Origin of the sequence: Micromonospora alfalfae (assembly GCF_022230925.1) — a bacterium.
In the GTDB taxonomy this organism is placed as follows: Bacteria; Actinomycetota; Actinomycetes; order Mycobacteriales; family Micromonosporaceae; genus Micromonospora; species Micromonospora alfalfae.
On sequence record NZ_JAKKFH010000045.1, the window covers coordinates 251035 to 270403 of the forward strand.

Genomic DNA, 19369 nt, shown 5'->3' on the forward strand with positions numbered 1-19369 from the left:
GCCGCCGGCCGTCGAATACGCCGCTGAGGTTAACGGTTGTCCGGCCGTCGCGTGGAAACAGCCCGACATGCCGGCGCGCCGACCGCGAACCGGGTACTACTACCCCTATCTTCGTGTCGCCTGAATCACATTGGGAACAACTTCGCGTGCGGGGGCGTACATCTCAGCCGCAAGGGCGGTATACATGCCTCGCCCAAGGGGGGGTAAGGTTCCGCGCTCGCAGGGGAGTCGCCCCGGCGAGCTCGACCCGTTCGGTCCTCGGGTCGGGTGCCCGACACAAGTGGTGGCCGGCCAGCGGAACCGAAACAGCGTCGTCCGGCGTTACAACCGGAAGCGACAACATCGATATGGGAGAGTGAAACCGATGGCCACCGACTACGACGCCCCGCGTCGCGACGAGGTCGACCTCGGCGAGGACAGCCTGGAAGAGCTCAAGGCACGGCGCGTCGACTCACAGTCGGGCGCGGTGGACGTCGACGAGGCCGAGGTGGCCGAGAGCTTTGAGCTGCCCGGTGCCGATCTGGCCGACGAGGAGCTCACGGTCAAGGTGCTTCCGATGCAGCAGGACGAGTTCCGGTGCGCCCGCTGCTTCCTGGTCCACCACCGTAGCCAGCTGGCGGTCGAGCGTAACGGCGAGCTGATCTGCCGCGAGTGCGTCTGACAAGCACGACAACACCGGCGGCGGCCTCCTGAACGGGGTCGCCGCTGCCGGTGTAGGCATGCGGCAGCTGTGGGTACCTGCTTGACTCGTAGCGGGTAGCCACAGCACCGGGAGGTCCGATGAGCGATCGAGGCGGCACCACCGATGGCGGCGCTGACGGCCTCGGCGTCACCCGTGGCACTGACGACCTTGGTGCCAACGGTGGCGCTGACGACCTCGGTGCCACCGTCGCGGCGTTGACCGCCGACGACATCGCGCCGGCCCGACGCCGTCAACTGCTGACCCGGATGGTCGGGCAGGCCCGTGCGCGGGGCATCTCCGACCTGTTCAAGCCCCGCGCCGCCGTGCGGTGGATGGTCGACGCCGTCGCCGAGGTAGCCCCGCACGTCCCGGTACGAGACCTGGACACGCTGCGGCGGCACTTCCCCGGCCTGGACGACGCCGCCCTGGCCGACCGGCTCATCCGCAACGCGTCGAGGACCACTGCCGCGATCGGCGCGGCCGGTGGGGGCGTCGCCGCCGTCGAGTGGGCGGTTGCCCCGACCCTGCTCTCCGCGCCGGTGCTGCTCGCCGCCGAGACCGTGGCCGTGGTGGCGGTGGAGCTGAAACTCGTCGGCGAGCTGCACGAGATCCACGGCGTGGCACTACCGGCCGCCGGCAGCCAACGGGCGGTCGCGTTGGTGCACTCCTGGGCCACTCAACGCGGCGTCAACCCGATGGTGCCCGGCGTGGGAGTGGGGGCGGTGCTCGGCACCGCCGCCCGCAAGGAGTTGCGGGACATGCTGCTGCGGCGTTTCGGGCGAAACCTCACCACGCTCGGGCCGTTCCTGACCGGCGCGGCGGTGGCCAGCTTCCTCAACCGCCGGGCCACCCAGCAGATGGCCGAGCAACTCCAGGTCGACCTGCGTCGGCGGGGCATCGCCCGCCCCGCGCCACCGGCGGCCCTCCCGGGCCCGCCCACCGGCACCTGAGCGGCCCTCGCCGCTCGGGCCGGCACCTGAGCGGCCCTGCGCCGTTCGGGCCGGCATCTGAGCGGTTCCCCGCCGTTCGGATCGGCTCTTGAGCGGGCCCATGCCGTCGGGCCGGCTCCTGAGCGACGCCTTCGGCGTCGGGTCAGCCCGGCTCGCCCGCGGTCGGGTGGGTAGCCGCCAGGGCGTTCCGGGCGGTCAGCACCGCCTCGGCCAGCTCGACCGGGTGGCGGGTGCTCACCACCCAGAACGGGGTCGGATCCGCGGGATCGTCGAGGACCACCTGCACGGCGCCGCCGATCCACGGTCGCTGCACCACGAAGGCGAGCGGGTCCGCGCCGACGCCGAGCACCTCACGTCGGCCGGCCACGTCCAGCGGCACCACGTCGGCCACGAAACGGACCGGTAGGCGGGCGTCGTCAACCCGCAGCTCGTCGTCGGCCACCCCGACCCGGATCCGGCCCAGCCACCACAGCCCGACAGCGGTGAGCGGCACCAGCACGGCGAACGGCAGCCAGGTACGGACGCCGGAGGCGCCCATCCAGATCTCGACGGCCAGCAACGCGGCGGCGACCAGCCCGGCCAGCCACAGCCACCAGGGCAGATCCAGCCGCTCGGTGTAGGCCGCGCGGGCGGCGACCGGCGGCTGATCGGCGGACGGGGAGGGCGACATGCTCACTCCTGCGAGGGTACGGCGCACGACGGCTCGACGAACCGGCAGGATGGCAGGGTCACCCCGCGAACCGGACGGAAGAGGGGACCCGTGACCGACGTCGTACCCGTGCCTGTGCAACTGCTCGACCCGGAGCTGCCGTTGCCCACGTACGCCCATCCCGGCGATGCCGGGGCCGACCTGGTGGCGGCCGCGGACGTGGAGCTGCCACCCGGCGGCCGTGCCCTGGTGCCCACCGGCGTGGCCATCGCGCTGCCGGAGGGGTACGTGGCCCTGGTCCATCCCCGCTCCGGTCTGGCGGCCAGGCTCGGCGTGACGGTGCTCAACGCGCCCGGTACGGTCGACGCCGGCTACCGGGGTGAGATCCTGGTCAACCTGATCAATCATGATCGGGAGGTGCCGGCGAAGATCTCCCGCGGCGATCGGATCGCGCAGCTCGTGGTCCAGCAGGTCGCGCGGGCGCGGTTCGAGCCGGTGGTCGAGCTGCCCGCGTCCCGACGCGGGGCCGGTGGGCACGGGTCCACCGGTGGGCACGCCGGGTTGGTGCCGTCGCCGACGGGCCAGGACCGGGTCGAGCGGCGGCCGAGCGAGCCGGGCCGCGGGCAGACGGAAGAGGTGGCAGGGTGAGTGTGAACAGCGGAGGGCAGGCGCAGTGATCTTCTCCCGAAAGCGGGCCGATGCGGAGCGGCAGACCCGTGGCGAGCGGGCTACCCAGGTCCCGGACCAGGGCGATGCGACGCCGACGTTGGAGCGCGGCCCCTACGACATCTCCGAGAGCTACGACGACGTGCAGCGACTCGACCTGGGCAGCCTGCACATCCCGGCGATCGCCGACGTCGAGGTGCGGGTGCAGGCCGACCCGCAGGGTGTGGTCCAGCAGGTGGTGCTGGTGCACGGTGACAACGCGCTCCAGTTGGGCGTCTTCGCCGCCCCCCGGTCCGAGGGCATCTGGGACGAGGTGCGCGAGGAGATCCGGCAGTCGCTGCTCCGCGACGGCGCGAGCGCGCAGGAGGTCGCCGGCGAGTACGGCCCGGAGCTGCACGCACAGGTGAATACGCCGGACGGCGCGACGCACCTGCGGTTCGTCGGAATCGACGGGCCGCGTTGGATGGTCCGGGGCGTCTTCCAGGGGCCGGTGGCCACCGATCCGGCCATGGCCGGCCCGCTCGTCGAGTGCCTGGACGGCCTGGTGGTCGACCGTGGGCAGGAGGCGAAGCCGGTCCGCGAGCCACTGCCGCTGCGGTTGCCTCGGGAGATCGCCGACCAGGCCGAGGCCGAGGCGGGCGACGCCGCCGCCGCGCCGCGTCAGGTCTGACCGGCGCGCACCGGCCCGCCGGAACCAGCCCCGTCGGCGTACGCTGGCGGCACGGTTCCGGCGCCGCCGGGGCCGGCCGGGGACGGCGAGCGTGGAGAGGGTGACGCGGAGGTCATGACGACCGACGAGGGCCGGGTGTCGCTGCGGCGCATCCTGCAGAGGTTCACCGCCAGCGAGGCCGAGATCGACGCGCAGGAGCTGCGTCGGGAGAGCGCCCAGTGCGGCGGAATCCCCGCCCAGCAGTGCTCCCGGGGTCAGCTGGTCTCGGTCGCCGGTCGGCTGCGCACCGTGGTCTACACGCCGCGCACCAATCTGCCCACCCTTGAGGCCGACCTGTACGACGGCAGCGACGTGGTCACCCTGGTCTGGCTGGGTCGACGGCACATCGCCGGGATCGAGCCGGGCCGGCATCTGACCGCCCGTGGCCGGGTGGCCGTGCGCGACGACCGCAAGGTCATCTACAACCCCTACTACGAGCTGGACTCGCCCAAGTGACGGCACTGCGGACGGAAGGCCGGCGATGACGACGGGACAGGACCGGGCGGCACAGCCGGAGACCGACCCTCAGGACGAGGAGCCGCTGCCGACGATCGCCGAGCAGATGGCCGACCAGCTCGGCGGCTGGCGCGGGCTGGTCGAGTCCAGCATCCCGGTAGTGGTGTTCGTCGTCGCCAACGTGATCGGCGACCTGCGGCCGGCGGTGATCGCGTCGATCGCGGTCGCCGTGCTGATCGCGGGGCTGCGGCTGGCTCAGCGTCGGCCGGTTCGGCACGCCGTCAACGGGCTCTTCGGCGTCGGCGTCGGCGCGGCCATCGCGTGGCGCACAGGCGACGAGCGTGACTTCTACCTCCCCGGCATCCTCTACGGCATCGGCTACGGCGTCGCCCTGCTGATCTCGGCCGCGATCCGGCAGCCGCTGGTGGGCTGGATCTGGTCGGTGTTGGTGGCCAAGGGCCGTTCGGAGTGGCGGTCCGACCCGAAGCTGGTGCGCACCTTCACCCAGCTGACAGTGCTCTGGGGCGTGGTCTGGCTGGCCAAGGTGGGCGTGCAGGCCGGGCTCTACCTGGCCCACCAGGACACCGCCCTGGGTGTGGCCCGGCTGGCGTTGGGCTACCCGCCGTACGCGCTGCTGTTGCTGATCACGGTCTGGACGGTGCGCCGGGTCACCCGGGAGTCGCCGCCGGCCCCGCTGCCCAGCGCCTGAGCGACGGCCGGGCCACCCGGATCGCTCAGCGCGCCCGCCGGGGTCAGCGTGAGCTGCGGGTCCGTTCGACGCTGTCCGGTCCGAGGATCACCGCGCGGACCGCGTCCTCCACCTCCGCGGTGCAGACGAAGATCAGCTCGTCGCCGGCCTCGATCGGGTCGTCCGGGCTGGGCACCAGGACCCGCTTGCCGCGCAGGATCGCCACCAGGGCGGAGTCGCGAGGCAGCGGCACGGCGTGGATCGGTTGACCGACGTAGGGGGCGGTCGGCGGCAGGGTGATCTCGACGAGGTTCGCCTCGCCCTGTCGGAAGGTCATCAGCCGGACCAGGTCGCCGACGGTGACCGCCTCCTCGACGAGCGCGGCCATCACCCGCGGCTTGCTCACCGCGACGTCCACGCCCCACTGCTCGGTGAACAACCACTCGTTCTCGGCCCGGTTGACCCGGGCGACCACCCGGGGCACCGCGAACTCGGTCTTGGCCAGCAGCGACAGCACCAGGTTGGTCTTGTCGTCGCCGGTCGCCGCGACCACCACGTCGCAGCCGGCGACGTCGGCCTCCTCCAGGCTGCTCAGCTCGCACGCGTCGGCCAGCACCCACTCGGCGGCCGGCACCCGGTCCGGGCGCAACATCTTGGGTTGGCGCTCGATCAGCATCACCTGGTGGCCGTTGTCGATCAACTCCTGGGCGATCGAGCGGCCCACGTTGCCCGCGCCCGCGATGGCGACCCGCATGGCTCAGTGCCCTCCTTCCGGCGGCGTCGCCGCCACCGACGTGACCGTCGCCACGATGTCATCGCTGACCAGCATGAACACCTGGTCGCCCTCCTGCATGACGGTGGAGCCGGTGGGCAGCGTGCCGATGCCGAAGCGGATCAGGTAGGCCACCCGAGCCCCGGTCGCGTCCTCCAGCGTCCGCACCGGTCGGCCGATCCAGTCCTTGTGTACGGGAACCTCGACGATCGACACGGTGCTCGTGGGGTCGCGGAAGATCTCCACGTTGCCCTCCGGCACCAGGTGTCGCAGCATCCGGTCCGCCGTCCACCGCACTGTCGCCACTGTGGGGATGCCCAGCCGCTCGTAGACCTGCGCGCGGCGCTGGTCGTAGATGCGGGCGGCGACCCGGGACACGCCGAACGTCTCGCGGGCCAGCCGGGCCGAGATGATGTTGGAGTTGTCGCCGCTGGACACCGCCGCGAAGGCGTCCGCGCGCTCGATGCCGGCCTGCCGGAGCACCTCACCGTCGAAACCGGCCCCGGTCACCGTGATCCCGGCGAAGTCGGGGCCGAGCCGGCGGAAGGCGTCGGCGTCCTGGTCGATCACCGCCACCGAGTGCCCTCGGGACTCCAGGCTGTGGGCGAGGGTCGACCCGACCCGACCACATCCCATGATCACGACGTGCACGCTGTCCCTCCCAAGGTGCGTACCACTCCCGCTGCCGGCGGCCTTCGAGTGCGAGCCTGCCACGTCCCGGTCACGAGCGGGGACCGACCGTACCCCGCCGTCGCGAGCAGCGATGATCGCCCACCCCCGCGCCCCCGCCGTGGTGGTCGTACTCTTGGCGTTCGTGGCCAGTCCCACCTCGCTGCTGAAGCGGATTCTTCTCGGTCGACCGTTCCGGTCCGACCGGCTCCAGCACACCCTGTTGCCGAAGCGCATCGCGCTGCCCGTGTTCGCCTCCGACGCGCTGTCCAGCGTCGCGTACGCGCCCGACGAGATCCTGCTGACCCTCTCCATCGCCGGCGCCTCCGCGTACGTCTTCTCGCCGTGGATCGCGCTGGCAGTGGTCGTGGTCATGCTCACCGTGGTGGCGAGCTACCGGCAGAACGTGCACGCCTACCCGTCCGGTGGCGGCGACTACGAGGTGGCCACCGTCAACCTGGGGCCGAAGTTCGGCGTCGGGGTGGCCAGCGCGTTGCTTGTCGACTACGTGCTCACGGTGGCGGTGTCGGTCTCCTCCGGGGTGGCCAACCTGGGCTCGGTGGTGCCGTTCGTGGCCACCCACAAGGTCCTGATCGCGGTGAGCGCGGTTGTCCTGCTGAGCGCTGTCAACCTGCGTGGGCTGCGCGAGTCGGGCACGGCGTTCGCCATCCCCACCTACGGCTTCGTGATCGTGATGGGCGGGATGCTGCTCACCGGGCTGTTCCGGGTCTTCGTGCTGGGTGACGAGCTGCGCGCGCCGAGCGCCGACCTGGTGATCCAGGCCGAGCACAGCGTGACCGGTTTCGCGCTCATCTTCCTGCTGCTGCGGACGTTCAGCTCGGGCGCCGCCGCGCTCACCGGTGTCGAGGCGATCTCCAACGGGGTGCCGGCGTTCAAGGCGCCGAAGAGCCGCAACGCGGCCACCACCCTGCTGCTGCTCGGCACCATCTCGGTGAGCATGCTGGTCGGGATCATCTGGCTGTCCCGGCTGACCCACCTCCAGTTCGTCGAGGACCCGGGCCTGCAGATCGTCTCCGGCCCCGAGGGGTACGTGCAGAAGACGGTCACCACCCAGCTCGGCGAGACGGTCTTCGGTTCCGGGTCGATCCTGCTCTACGTGGTGGCCGGGATGACCGCCCTGATCCTCTTCCTGGCCGCGAACACCGCGTTCAACGGCTTCCCGGTGCTCGGCTCGATCCTCGCCCAGGACCGTTACCTGCCCCGCCAGTTCCACACCCGGGGCGATCGGCTGGCCTTCTCCAACGGCATCGTCTTCCTGGCCCTCTTCGCGATCGTGCTGATCGTCGGCTTCCAGGCCGAGGTGACCCGACTCATCCAGCTCTACATCGTCGGGGTCTTCGTCTCGTTCACCGTCTCCCAGGCCGGCATGATCCGGCACTGGAACCGGCACCTGCGCACCGAGCGGGACCCGGAGGCGCGCCGCCGGATGCACCGCTCCCGTGCCATCAACACGTTCGGCGCGGGCCTGACCGGCGCGGTGCTGGTGATCGTCCTGATCACCAAGTTCCTGCTCGGCGCCTGGATCGCGATCGCCGCGATGGCGGTGATCTACGTACTGATGCTGGCGATCCGCCGGCACTACGACCGGATCGCCGTCGAGCTGACCCCGCCGGACGAGGGCCGGGCCGTGCTGCCCGCCCGCAACCACGCGATCGTGCTGGTCAGCAAGCTGCACCAGCCGACGCTGCGGGCCATCGCCTACGCCCGCGCCACCCGGCCGGACACGCTCACAGCGGTGACCGTCAACGTGGACGAGAAGGACACCCGGGACCTGCAGGCCGACTGGGAGCGACGGGAGATGGCGATCCCGCTCACCGTGATCGACTCGCCGTACCGGGAGATCACCCGCCCGATCCTGGACTTCGTCGCCTCCACCCGCCGCAAGTCGCCCCGGGACGTGGTCACTGTGTTCATCCCGGAGTACGTGGTCGGCCGTTGGTGGGAGAACCTGCTGCACAACCAGAGCGCCCTGCGCCTCAAGGGCCGGCTCCTCTTCGAACCTGGGGTGATGGTGGTCAGCGTGCCGTGGCAGCTCGCGTCGACAGCGAGCAAGAACCTGGACCGGCTGGACGCCACGCTGTCCCGGACACCGGCGCGTGGGCCACGGAGCGCCGTGCCACCGCTGGTCGCCGCGCCGCCGGTGGCCAGCGCGCCGCCCGGCGAGGGCGGGCCCGAGAACAGCGAAATGATGGGGAACACTCGTGACTGAGCCGGGCGGTCCGCGGACCGCGACACCCAGGACACCGACGGCGTCGGCCTCGACGACGTTCGAGCGGGGCCTGGCCGAGACGGACCGGGTCGAGCTGACCGTCGACGCGGTCGCCCCCGGCGGGCACTGTGTCGCCCGGGTGGACGGGCAGGTGGTCTTCGTCCGGCACGCGCTGCCGGGTGAGCGGGTCATCGCCGAGGTCACCGAGGTGCACCGGGGGTTCGTCCGGGCCGACGCGGTGACAGTGCTGGAGCCCTCACCGGACCGGGTGGAGCCGCCCTGCCCGTACGCGAAGCCGGGTGCCTGCGGGGGCTGCGACCTCCAGCACGTCGCACCGGCCGCGCAGCTGGCCTGGAAGACCGCTGTGGTCCGCGAGCAACTGGTCCGCCTCGGAGGGCTGACCGACGTCGAGCTGGACCGGCTCGGCGTCCGGGTCGAGGCGCTGCCCGGTGGGCTGCTCGGCTGGCGTTCCCGGGTCCGCTACGCGGTCGACGCCGCCGACCGGGCCGGCCTGCTCAAGCACCGCTCGCACGAGGTGGTGCCGATAGACCGCTGCCGGATCGCCCACCCGGCCATCCAGCAGCTGCCGGTGCTCACCCCCACCGGCGCGCGCTGGCCGGCCGCCGATGCGGTGGAGACCGTCGCCAGCACCGGCGGGGACGTGACCGTCACGGAGATCCGCGACGGGGTGCCCACCCCGGTCAGTGGCCCGACCGAGGTCCGCGAGGTCGCCGCCGGACGGGACTGGACGCTGCCCGTGTCCGCGTTCTGGCAGGTGCACCCGGCCGCCGCAGACGCCCTCTCCACCGCCGTGCTGGAGTTGCTGGACCCGCAGCCGGGCGAGGTCGCCTGGGACCTCTACGGCGGCGCTGGGCTGTTCGCCGCCGGGCTGGCCGCACGGATCGGCGCGACCGGCCGGGTGACACTCGTCGAAGCAGCCGCGCAGGGTGTCGCCGCCGCCCGGGAGAACCTCGCCGACCTGCCCAGCGTCGAGGTGGTGTCGGCCCGGGTGGAGACCGCGCTGGCCCGCCGACGAATCACCGGCCCGGTCGACCTGGTGGTGCTCGACCCGCCGCGCTCCGGGGCCGGAGCCCAGGTGGTCCGCGCGCTGGCCGCCGCCGGTCCGCGGGCGGTCGCGTACGTGGCCTGTGACCCGGCCGCCTTCGCCCGGGACGTGCGGACCTTCGCCGACCTCGGTTGGCGGCTGGCGGCGCTACGGGGCTTCGACCTCTTCCCGATGACGCAGCACGTCGAGCAGGTCGGGCTGCTGCTCCCCCCGGACGCGCTGGAGAACACCCCGGGCGGCGCCTGACCGGGTGCTCAGCTGCCCACTCCTCGCCCGGTGCGGGTGCGTGGGGCTCGGGCCAGGCTGCGGAGTACCGCAGGGCCGATAGACTCTCCGGTCATGAGTGTTGAAGAGGACACGGCCAACCACGGCCGGCTGCTGGGGACGGTTCGCGGTCCGCAGGACGTCAAGCGGATGTCCGGCGAGGAACTGGACGTCCTCGCCGCCGAGATCCGGGACTTCCTGATCACCAAGGTCTCCCGTACCGGCGGGCACGTCGGGCCCAACCTCGGTGTGGTCGAGCTGACGCTCGCCATGCATCGCGTCTTCGACTCCCCCCGGGACCGGCTCCTGTTCGACACCGGCCACCAGGCGTACGTACACAAGATCCTTACCGGGCGTCAGGCCGGCTTCGACAAGCTCCGCCAGCGCGGTGGCCTCTCCGGCTACCCCAGCCAGGCGGAGAGCGAGCACGACCTCATCGAGAACTCGCACGCCTCCACAGCGCTGTCCTACGCCGATGGCCTCGCCAAGGCGTACGCCCTGCGGGGCGAGGCACGCAGCGTCGTGGCAGTCGTCGGCGACGGCGCGCTGACCGGCGGCATGTGCTGGGAGGCGCTGAACAACATCGCCACCGCCGGCAACTCCCTCGTGATCGTGGTCAACGACAACGGCCGGTCCTACTCGCCGACCATCGGCGGGCTGGCCGACCACCTCTCCTCGCTGCGGCTCAACCCCGGCTACGAGAAGGTCCTCGACACCGTCAAGGACGCCCTGGGCTCCACCCCGCTGGTCGGCAAGCCGATGTACGAGGTGCTGCACGCCGTCAAGAAGGGCATCAAGGACGCGGTCGCCCCGCAGGCCATGTTCGAGGACCTCGGCATCAAGTACGTGGGCCCGGTGGACGGGCACGACGTGGCGGCGGTCGAGGCGGCGCTTCGCGCGGCCAAGAACTTCGGCGGCCCGGTGATCGTGCACGCCGTCACCCGCAAGGGGTACGGCTACCGCCCGGCCGAGGAGGACGAGGCGGACTGCCTGCACGGCCCCGGCGGCGCCTTCGACGTGGAGACCGGCGCGCTGCTGGCCGCCCCGGCGGTGAAGTGGACGCACGTCTTCGCCGACGAGCTGCTCGCCGTCGCCGACGAACGTCCGGACGTGGTGGGTATCACCGCCGCGATGGCCGAGCCGACAGGCATCGCCAAGCTGGCCCGCAAGTACCCCGAGCGGGTGTACGACGTGGGCATCGCCGAGCAGCACGCCGCAACCTCGGCGGCCGGGTTGGCGCTCGGCGGGCTGCACCCGGTGGTCGCGGTCTACGCCACCTTCCTCAACCGCGCCTTCGACCAGGTCCTGCTGGACGTGGCGATGCACAAGCTGCCGGTGACCTTCGTGCTGGACCGGGCGGGCATCACCGGCCCGGACGGCCCCAGCCACTACGGCATCTGGGACATGTCGGTCTTCGGGGTGGTGCCGGGGCTGCGGATCGCCGCCCCCCGCGACGCCGCCACCCTGCGCGAGGAGTTGCGCGAGGCGCTGGCCGTCGACGACGGCCCGACAGTGGTGCGGTTCCCGACCGGCACCGTCGCCGCGGACCTGCCGGCGCTGCGCCGGGTCGGCCCTGTCGACGTGCTGGCCGAGTCCGCCCGTACCGACGTGCTGCTCGTCGCCGTCGGCTCCTTCGGCCAACTGGGCATGGAGGTGGCCGCCCGGGTCGCCGAGCAGGGCTACGGGGTCACCGTCGTCGACCCGCGCTGGGTGCGTCCGGTCCCGGCGGAGCTTGTCGACCTGGCCGCCCGCCACCGGCTCGTGGTCAGCGTCGAGGACGGTGTCCGGGTCGGCGGTGTGGGTGACGCGCTCGCCCAGGCGATGCGCGACGCCGACGTCCGGGTGCCGCTCAAGGACCTGGGTGTGCCGGCCGAGTGGCACCCGCACGGCACCCGCGCGCAGATCCTCGCCGACCTGGGCCTGACCGCCCAGGACGTGGCCCGCAACGTCACCGGTTGGATCTCCGGCCTGGACGCCACCCCGGACCGCCTCACCCCCAGCGACGCAGCCGCACAGAACTGACCGCAGGTAACACGAGGCGGCGGGCCCCCTTCGAGGGGTGCCCGCCGCCTCGCTCAATCCCGCCCCGCCGCCACCCACCCCGGCCCGGCCCGCCGCACCCCCGCCATCTCGGGTCGATCAAGGACTAATGGTGGGCGGATGCTGATGATTCGCGACTTTTGTGGGGCACCACAAGTCCATGATCGACCGGGTGAGGGGTGCCGTGCGGTGGTGCGGTGCCGGTGCGGTGGTGGGGGCACTCCGTTTCGCCACTCCGCTCGCCGATCTTGCACTTTTGGTCGACGGAATGCCCCTTGATTCCCGATTTGTCGGCGCAGAAAGTGCAAGATCGCGGGAGGGGGCGGGGCGGGGCGGGGAGCGGGAGCGGGAGCGGGAGCGGGGGTTAGCGGGGGGAGATTGAGCGGTAGTGGGTTTTGTCGCTGTTGGCGAGGCTGTAGGTCTGGGAGCGCGACGGGGTGGGGATGACCGCCAGGCCGGGGCGCTCGACCAACAGGGGAGTGCCCGGCGGAACGGACAGGGAACTGTCCCGGGTGGGCCGCCAGCTCAGCACCACCAGCGGCTGACCGGGCACCGGCAGTTGGTACGCCTGCAACGGGGTGGCCCGGTCGGCGGGTGAGACGACGGGCGCGCTCCCGTCGGCCGGTCGATAGATCACCGCCGTCATCGCGCCGGCGTCGGTGTCCCAGCTGAGCTGCTGCAACTCGGCCGCCTCGCCGCCGCCAAGGGCGACTTCGCCGAGCGAGCGTACGGTCAGCTTCGCCATCGGCCAGGACGTCGGCACCGAGCGTGGGGCGTCCTGGTCCCCGATTCGGCGGGGGATGCTGCCGAAGGGGCCCCGATCGCCGGACAGCACACAGGTGTCCAGGCCGTTGAGGGCCCGCCGGCCCGTGCCGGACTCGTCGCGGACCAACGGGTAGCGCGGGTCGACGGTGCCGGTGCCCAGGTCGAGCAGCCGGTCGGCGGCCCGCCCACGGGGGAGCGACTCGGTGGTCCGCAGCGTCGCAGTCACGCCGACGGCGGTGCAGGACGGCACGTCGACCGGTGCGCTGAGACCGTCGGCGATGGTCAACGTCCGGTCCTGTGGCCCGAGCAGGCTCTGCACCCGGGCCGAGACCAGGTAACGCCGGCCGCCGGTCGTCTGCACCGGCAGCACGTCCGAGTAGACCAGGTAACCCGGATCGGTGTACTCGGTGGCGCGGGTCACCGCGTACCGGTCGCCCTCGCGGGTCAGTTGCAGCAGCCAGGATGCGCTTTCGCCGGGTACGTCGGCGGCCACCAGCGCCACCGGGGCGCCGTCGACCCGACCGGAGAAGAGGATGCCCGAGGAGGGCAGGTGCGCGCGGTCGTCGGCCGGTGACCGCCAGCCCCGGACCGCAGCGGTGACCGCCGCCGTCGCCGTGGCGTCCCCGGAGAGGTCGCCCCGGGGCGGCCACACCGCGAGGGTGCCGTCCAGGCTGTCGTACCCGACCCGAAGGTCCTGCGGCTTCCGCTCGGCTACCGGGCCGCAGGCCGTGCCGGCCAGTAGCGCGCTCAGCAGGACGGGAAGCACCCTGCCGTACCGACGGCCTGGAGTCACCTGATCCGCCCCCGATCGCCTCGCCGTCGCTGTCGGAAAGCGCCATAGTACGAGATGTCCGATGCGGCACCTCAGTTGGCCGGCATCCGAACCACCACAATGGACAGCACCGGGGGTTTAGGGCGTTTTGGTTGCTCCGGTAGACTCCGCCGACTGTGACGCCTGCCGAGTCCCGCGCCCTGCCCGCGCCGCACCCGGAGGCGGCAGTCGACTCCGCCGAGCTGGTGAGCTACCGCACACCGGCCGGCCTCTTCGCCGGCCCGCCCGCGCTGACCGCCCCCACCACAGCGCCGGCCGAGCCCACAGCGCCGGCCGCCCCCACCCCAGCGCCGACCGAGCCCGGAGCGCCGACCGAGCCCGAAACGCCGACCGAGCCCGAAACGCCGACCGAGACCGCAACGCCGGCCGAGCCCGGAGCGCCGGCCGAGAGCGCGGTGCCGACACGGGCGTGGTGGCGGCGGTGGACCCGGCGTCGGCAGCACCTGGCGGTGGGTGGGCTGTTCCTGCTCGCCGCACTCTGGGTGACCAGCCGGATCTGGCCGGACCCCTCCGGTCGGGTGGCCTCGCTCTACACCGGTGACCCGGCGCAGGTGCAGTTCTTCCTCGCCCACTCGGTACGCGTGGTGCTGCACGGCGAGTACCCGTTCTACACCGAGCAGTTCAACTACCCCGACGGCGTCAACCTGATGGCCAACACGGCAGTGCTGGCGCTGGGCATCCCGATGGTCCCGGTGACGTTGCTCTTCGGGCCGGCGGTCTCCTTCGTGGTGCTGGTCACGCTCGGTCTCGCCGGCACCGCCATGGCCTGGTACCTGATGCTCTCCCGCCACCTGGTGCGTACCCCGCTCGCGGCGGCGGTCGGCGGCTGGTTCTGCGGGTTCTCGCCCGCGATGCTCTCGCACGCCAGTTGGCACCCGAACATCATCAGCCAGTTCCTGCTGCCGTTCATCGTGTGGCGGGTGCTGGTGCTCACCCGGTCCGTAAAACCGGTGCGGGACGGGGCCCTGCTCGCCCTGCTGGTCACCGCGCAGGCGTTCATCAACGAGGAGATCCTGCTCTTCACGGCGCTGGCCTGCGGCGTCTTCCTGCTGGCGGTGCTCGCTCAGGAGCCGGCCCGGTGGCGGGCGGCGTGGCGGCCCCTGGGCGTCGGCGTGGTGACCTGCGCGCTGCTGGCGGGGGCGCTGCTGGCGTACCCGCTCTACGTGCAGTTCGCCGGGCCGATGGCCTACCACGGGCTCAGTGACGCGGTGAAGGACTACGGCAACGACATAGCCGCCTTCTTCGCCCCCGGCTCGCCCACCCTCGGCGGCAACCAGCGAGCCAACACCAACCTGGCGCCGAACTACTCCGAGGAGAACGCCTTCTTCGGCTGGAGCCTGTCGATGCTGGCCATCTGCATCGTGGTCTGGCTGCGCCGGGAGTTGATCGTTCGGGCGCTCGCGGTGACCGGCGTGTTCTTCGCCGTGCTGTCTCTCGGCGAGGGGGTCTCCTGGTGGGACCGCGAGCTGATCACCGGGCCGTGGCAGTGGTTGGTCCACCTGCCGCTGCTGGACGCGGTGGTGCCGACCCGGTTCGGGCTCATCACCAGCGTGGTGATCGGCCTGCTGCTGGCACTCGCCGTCGAGCGGGCCTGGGCGCTACGCCCGGCCGACCGTCGTACCGTCCACGTGCTCACCGCCGCGGGCCTGGCCTTCGCGTTGCTGCCGATCGCACCGATGCCGCTGCGGATGGTCTCCCGGCCGCCGGTGCCGGACTTCATCACGGCGGACCGGTGGCGGGCGTACGTCGGGCCGGACCAGACGCTGGTGCCGATCCCGGTGCCCAGCATGGGCAACACGCACGGCATGCGCTGGGCGGCGGCCACCAACCTCGACTTCAAGATCCCCGGCGGTTACTTCCTCGCGCCCCGCAACGGCAACACCGGTGACGCGGGCCGGTTCGGCGGTCGTCCCAGCGGGGTGGGTCAGATGCTGGAGGAGGTGGCGACCACCGGCCGTACGCCGAAGCTGGACGACCGGCAGCGTCGCCGCTTCACCGACGAGCTGCGGCACTGGCGCGCGGCGATCCTGGTGCTGCCGGTGCGGCAGCAGAACGCCGAGCCACTGCGACGTACCGTCGAGGAACTGGTCGGTCCGGGCCGCCAGGAGTTGGACGTCTGGGTCTGGGACGTCCGGACGATCAGCGACCGTTCGGTCTGATGACCGCCGGGACGACGTCCCCGAACATCTCGCCCCCGGCGACGGTCGGCGCGTCCCGCTCGGCCTGGCTGCGGGACGCGCTGGTGGTCGCCGGCTATCTGGGCCTCGCCGTGCTGGTGACCAGCGGGCAGTGGGGTCACCAGTGGCGGCTGTTCCACCAGGCGGGTGACCAGATCCTCTTCGAGTGGATGCTGGCCCACGCGGCGCACGCGGTGGTCGAGGGGGAGAATCCGCTCTTCAGCACCCTGTTGAACGCGCCCGACGGGGTCAACCTGATGGCGAACACCTCGGTGCTCGGCCTGGGTGTCCCGCTCACCCCGGTCACAGTGCTCTTCGGCTCGCAGGTGGCGTTCTGCGTGGCGGTCGTCTGCTGCCTCGCCGGGACGGCCGTCGCCTGGTACGTGCTGTTGCGTCGCCGGCTGGTCGGTAGCCGGGCCCCGGCCGCGGTGGGTGGGCTGATCTGTGGCTTCGCCCCGGGCATGATCGCCCAGGCGGGCGCCCACCTGCACATCGCCGCCCAGTTCCTGGTGCCCGCGATCCTCGCCCTGGTGTTCCGGCCGGCCGCGGAGACGACGCGAGACGGCGTGTGGCGGCCCGGCGTCGGCCTGGGGCTGCTGCTCGTCTGGCAGGTCTTCATCGGCGAGGAGGTGCTGGTCTTCCTGGTGCTCGCGGCCGGCGTATTCGCGCTGGGTTACGCGCTCGCCGACCGGGTGGCCGCACGGCGGTTGGCGCCGGCCCTCTTCGGTCGACTGGCGGTGGCGGCCGGCGTGGCGGCGGTGCCGCTGGCGTACCCGCTGTGGTTCCAGTTCCACGGCCCGCAGCACTACTCCGGGATGGCGTTCGCCACGCAGGGCTTCCAACTGGACGTCGCCTCGTTCACCGCGTCGGCCCGGCAGACGGTGCTGGGTGACGACTGGTTGCCGGGGCTGCTCTCGCCGAATCCGACAGAGGAGAACTCGTTCTTCGGCCCGGGTCTGCTGGTGCTCGCCGTGGTGATCGTGATCTGGCAGTGGCGACGACCACTGGTGCGGGCACTGGCCGCCTGCGGCGTGGTCTTCGCCCTGCTCTCGCTCGGCGACGAGTTGCGGGTGGACGGCGCGGCCACCGGCATTGCGGGGCCGTACCGGCTGGTCGGCGGGCTGCCGTTGCTCGATCTCGCGGTGCCGGCCCGGTTCGCGCTGGTCTGCGTTCCGGTGCTGGGTGTGCTGGTGGCGCTGTCAGTGGACCGGGTCCGGGCCGCGCGGAGGCCGAACGTGGCGCCGGGCCTACCGGTGCGGCTGCTGTGGGCCGGCGCGGTCGCCGCCGCGTTGCTGCCCCTGTTTCCGACTCCGATCCGCGTGGTGCCGGTCGCGCCGGTGCCGGCGTTTCTCGCCGCCGGTGGCTGGCGTCCGCTGGTGCCGCCCGGTCGGACGGTGGTCGCGGTGCCCCCGGTCACCGGTGCCGGGCGCAGCCCGGTGATGCTCTGGTCCGCCCGTACCGGACTGGGGTTCGCCGCGCCTGGCGGTTACTTCATCGGCCCCAGCGGCCCCGACGACCCGGCGGCCCGCTGGGGCGCGCCGGACCGGCCCACGTCGGTGCTGCTGCGGCAGGTGGCCGAGACCGGAGCGGTGCCGGTGCTCACCGACGCCGACCGCCGCCGGGCCGTCGAGGACCTGCGGCACTGGCGTGCCGCGGTGGTCGTACTCGGGCACCTGGAGCACTCTGACCCGGTCCGCCGGACCGTCGACGACCTGCTCGGCCCGGGCCGACCGGTCGACGGCGGATGGTTGTGGGACGTCCGGGACCGGGTCGGCTGACTAACCCACCAGGGCCCGCACGTCCCAGACCCAGACGTCGTCGACCCGCTGCGGTGGCCCGAGCAGGGCGGCGACCAGCTCACGGAGCACAGCCTCGCGGGGGTGCGCCCCGAGCACCACCACCGACGCCCGCCAGAACCGCAGGTCCTCGACGGCCTGCCGGCGGTTCTCGTCGGTCAGCGCCGGAAGCGTGCCGCTGTCCATTGTGGCGTAGATGAGGGAGCTGGTCGGTCGGTTCGGCGCACCGAAGACCCCCTCACCCAGCTCGTTCGGGCCGATGAAGTAGCCGCCCGGAACGGGGAACTCCTGCCCGGTCAGCGCACTCCACCGCAGCGTCGGCAGACCGTGCACGTTGCTCGGGATCGGCACCGGCACCAGGGTTCGGCCCGCCGGCACGTACGGCCGCCAGCCGCCCGCGGTGATGAAGTGCGGCGGTGGGTCGATCTGCTGGGCGGGCAGCGGGCGGGGGAAGAGCGGCAGCACGGCGAGCGCGACCGCCGCGTACCCCACCGGGCGCAGCCACCGGCGGCGCGTGACGGCCGGCGCGGCAGGCTCGTCGTCGGACGTCGCCGAGGTCGTCTCGGGCACCCGCTGGGCCGGCACCCGCGGCCGGTCGGCCACCGCGCGCCCCTGGCGGTGCGCGGCGTCCCAGGTCAACGCGAGCAGTACGCCCACCGCGGCGGCGACCACCAGCGTCAACCGGGTCGGCATCATCATCTCGACCAGCGGCAGGTCGTCCGACACGTACGACCACGGGCCGCGCACGCCGGTCTCCACACCGTTGAACCGCACGAACGGCCCGATCGCGGCAACGCTGAACACCACGATGAGCACCGCGGCGATCCGGGCGGCCAGCGAGCGGCGTACGAGCAGCACCAGAGCCACCACAGAGAGCAGCACCAGCGGCCAACCGAACCAGGTGTTCTGCTCGGTCAGCCCGATCGTCTTCTCCACGGCCGGGTCACCGGCCCAGGTGTCCCGGGCGAAGGTGACGAAGGCGACCAGGTCCTCGCCCCAGTTGTGGAAGACGCCACCCTGTAGGCCCCGGTAGGACTGCGGGCCGTTGAACTGGAACCAGATCGGGTACGCGGTGAGCACCAGGGCCAGCCCGCCGGCGACGCCGAGCCCGGCCAGGAACGTGCCGGCTGCGGCCCGGGTGGCCCGCGGCCGCTGCACGGCGTACGCCAGCACGATGACCAGGCAGGCCAGCGCGGTGAGCAGCAGCATCTCCTCGTTGATGAAGATCTGGTACGCCACCAGCGCACCGAGCACGAGCCCGTTGCGTCGCCACCGGCCCGGCTCACCCAGGGTCAGCACCCGCACCACGATCAGCGGGAGCAGGAAGTTGGAAACGAAGTTCGGTTGGCCGTTGGCGTGGTGGATGATTCCCGGCGCGAAGCCGAGGAACGCGCCGCCGACGAACGCCGCCGCACGGGAGCGCACCAGGTGGCGGGAGAGCATCCAGTACCCGGTGCCGGCGGTGGCCGCCAGCGCCGCGCCCAGGTAGAGCGAGTACATCACCTGGGGGCCGAGCAGCATGGTCAGCGGGGCCAACGGCAGCGTCACCCCGAGCAGCGAGGTGTTGGCCATCATGTTCACCCCGTCCGGGGCGTTCTGACGGGCCGTGAACAGCGGGTTCTCCAGGTGCCGCACCGAGTACTCGCCGTGCGCGAACAGCCACTCGAACCAACTGTGGTCGGTGGGCAGGTGCGAGGAGACCCGGCCGTTGACGTCACCCCAGTAGTTGAGGCAGACGAAGACGCCCAGCAGCACATAGGCTCCGAGGGCCAACAGGTCGGCTCGGGCCGGACGGCGTCGAGGCCGCCGTGTCGACTCGACCTCGGCCGGATCGGCGTCGGTCACGGGAATCAGCGAAGGGTCTACCACCGGCACAGCCACGACGCGCCATCGTACAGGCGGGGTTCCGTCGCTTTTGCCGGGCCGGTGCGCTGACTGTCGGTTTGCCGGAGAGTGAC

General features: G+C 72.3%; 16 protein-coding genes. 11 read left to right on the forward strand and 5 right to left on the reverse strand.

Going from position 1 to position 19369, the window contains the following annotated elements:
- Window positions 1-364: 364 nt before the first annotated feature.
- Together MED01_RS30135 and MED01_RS30140 are read left to right on the forward strand one after the other, a co-directional pair.
- Complete coding sequence (locus tag MED01_RS30135; protein WP_007075406.1) at window positions 365-661, forward strand: DUF4193 domain-containing protein; 297 nt, start codon at window positions 365-367, stop codon at window positions 659-661.
- 119 nt (window positions 662-780) lie between these two features.
- Window positions 781-1632 carry a hypothetical protein gene (locus MED01_RS30140; RefSeq protein ID WP_238671849.1) on the forward strand — a complete coding sequence of 284 codons (852 nt, stop codon included), beginning with the start codon at window positions 781-783 and terminating at the stop codon, window positions 1630-1632.
- A gap of 142 nt (window positions 1633-1774) precedes the next feature.
- On the opposite strand, the gene MED01_RS30145 is transcribed toward MED01_RS30140, so the two are convergent.
- Entirely contained in the window at window positions 1775-2302 is a 528-nt protein-coding gene (locus MED01_RS30145) for a DUF3093 domain-containing protein (RefSeq protein ID WP_238671850.1), read from the reverse strand.
- A gap of 90 nt (window positions 2303-2392) precedes the next feature.
- Here MED01_RS30145 and dut point away from each other — a divergent pair, with 90 nt between their 5' ends.
- The 4 genes from dut to MED01_RS30165 all read left to right on the forward strand — a co-directional run bounded on the left by dut (window position 2393) and on the right by MED01_RS30165 (window position 4821).
- Window positions 2393-2929 carry a dUTP diphosphatase gene (gene dut / locus MED01_RS30150; protein ID WP_238671851.1) on the forward strand — a complete coding sequence of 179 codons (537 nt, stop codon included), beginning with the start codon at window positions 2393-2395 and terminating at the stop codon, window positions 2927-2929.
- A gap of 25 nt (window positions 2930-2954) precedes the next feature.
- The gene (locus MED01_RS30155; RefSeq protein ID WP_238671852.1) at window positions 2955-3617 is read left to right on the forward strand and encodes a DUF3710 domain-containing protein; all 663 of its coding nucleotides are present in this window, start codon (window positions 2955-2957) and stop codon (window positions 3615-3617) included.
- Between the two features lie 114 nt (window positions 3618-3731).
- The gene (locus MED01_RS30160; RefSeq protein WP_238671853.1) at window positions 3732-4112 is read left to right on the forward strand and encodes an OB-fold nucleic acid binding domain-containing protein; all 381 of its coding nucleotides are present in this window, start codon (window positions 3732-3734) and stop codon (window positions 4110-4112) included.
- Between the two features lie 25 nt (window positions 4113-4137).
- The gene (locus tag MED01_RS30165; protein ID WP_238671854.1) at window positions 4138-4821 is read left to right on the forward strand and encodes a DUF3159 domain-containing protein; all 684 of its coding nucleotides are present in this window, start codon (window positions 4138-4140) and stop codon (window positions 4819-4821) included.
- Window positions 4822-4864: 43 nt separating this feature from the next.
- Here MED01_RS30165 and MED01_RS30170 read toward each other — a convergent pair whose 3' ends face one another.
- Both MED01_RS30170 and MED01_RS30175 read right to left on the reverse strand, forming a co-directional pair.
- Window positions 4865-5554 carry a potassium channel family protein gene (locus tag MED01_RS30170; protein ID WP_238671855.1) on the reverse strand — a complete coding sequence of 230 codons (690 nt, stop codon included), beginning with the start codon at window positions 5552-5554 and terminating at the stop codon, window positions 4865-4867.
- Window positions 5555-5557: 3 nt separating this feature from the next.
- A complete protein-coding gene (locus MED01_RS30175) occupies window positions 5558-6223 on the reverse strand; it encodes a potassium channel family protein (RefSeq protein WP_112586756.1) in 666 nt (221 codons plus the stop codon).
- 163 nt (window positions 6224-6386) lie between these two features.
- On the opposite strand from MED01_RS30175, the gene MED01_RS30180 reads away from it, so the two are divergent.
- From MED01_RS30180 to dxs, 3 genes are all read left to right on the forward strand, one after another.
- A complete protein-coding gene (locus MED01_RS30180; RefSeq protein ID WP_238671856.1) occupies window positions 6387-8471 on the forward strand; it encodes an APC family permease in 2085 nt (694 codons plus the stop codon).
- 70 nt (window positions 8472-8541) lie between these two features.
- On the forward strand, window positions 8542-9783 hold the full coding sequence (locus tag MED01_RS30185; protein ID WP_238671978.1) for a class I SAM-dependent RNA methyltransferase: 1242 nt from the start codon (window positions 8542-8544) through the stop codon (window positions 9781-9783).
- A gap of 93 nt (window positions 9784-9876) precedes the next feature.
- Window positions 9877-11823: a 1-deoxy-D-xylulose-5-phosphate synthase gene (gene dxs, locus MED01_RS30190; protein ID WP_238671857.1), complete on the forward strand. Its 1947-nt coding sequence runs from the start codon at window positions 9877-9879 to the stop codon at window positions 11821-11823.
- A 382-nt stretch (window positions 11824-12205) separates the two neighbouring features.
- On the opposite strand, the gene MED01_RS30195 is transcribed toward dxs, so the two are convergent.
- On the reverse strand, window positions 12206-13399 hold the full coding sequence (locus tag MED01_RS30195; protein ID WP_372493753.1) for a hypothetical protein: 1194 nt from the start codon (window positions 13397-13399) through the stop codon (window positions 12206-12208).
- A gap of 434 nt (window positions 13400-13833) precedes the next feature.
- On the opposite strand from MED01_RS30195, the gene MED01_RS30200 reads away from it, so the two are divergent.
- Both MED01_RS30200 and MED01_RS30205 read left to right on the forward strand, forming a co-directional pair.
- The gene (locus MED01_RS30200) at window positions 13834-15597 is read left to right on the forward strand and encodes a DUF6311 domain-containing protein (RefSeq protein ID WP_238671980.1); all 1764 of its coding nucleotides are present in this window, start codon (window positions 13834-13836) and stop codon (window positions 15595-15597) included.
- Window positions 15597-17393, forward strand: a complete 1797-nt coding sequence (locus MED01_RS30205) for a DUF6311 domain-containing protein (RefSeq protein WP_238671858.1) — start codon at window positions 15597-15599, stop codon at window positions 17391-17393. Before MED01_RS30200 ends, MED01_RS30205 begins: the two co-directional genes overlap by 1 nt.
- Here MED01_RS30205 and MED01_RS30210 read toward each other — a convergent pair whose 3' ends face one another.
- Window positions 17394-19265, reverse strand: a complete 1872-nt coding sequence (locus tag MED01_RS30210; RefSeq protein WP_274526511.1) for a DUF6311 domain-containing protein — start codon at window positions 19263-19265, stop codon at window positions 17394-17396.
- Window positions 19266-19369 lie beyond the last annotated feature (104 nt).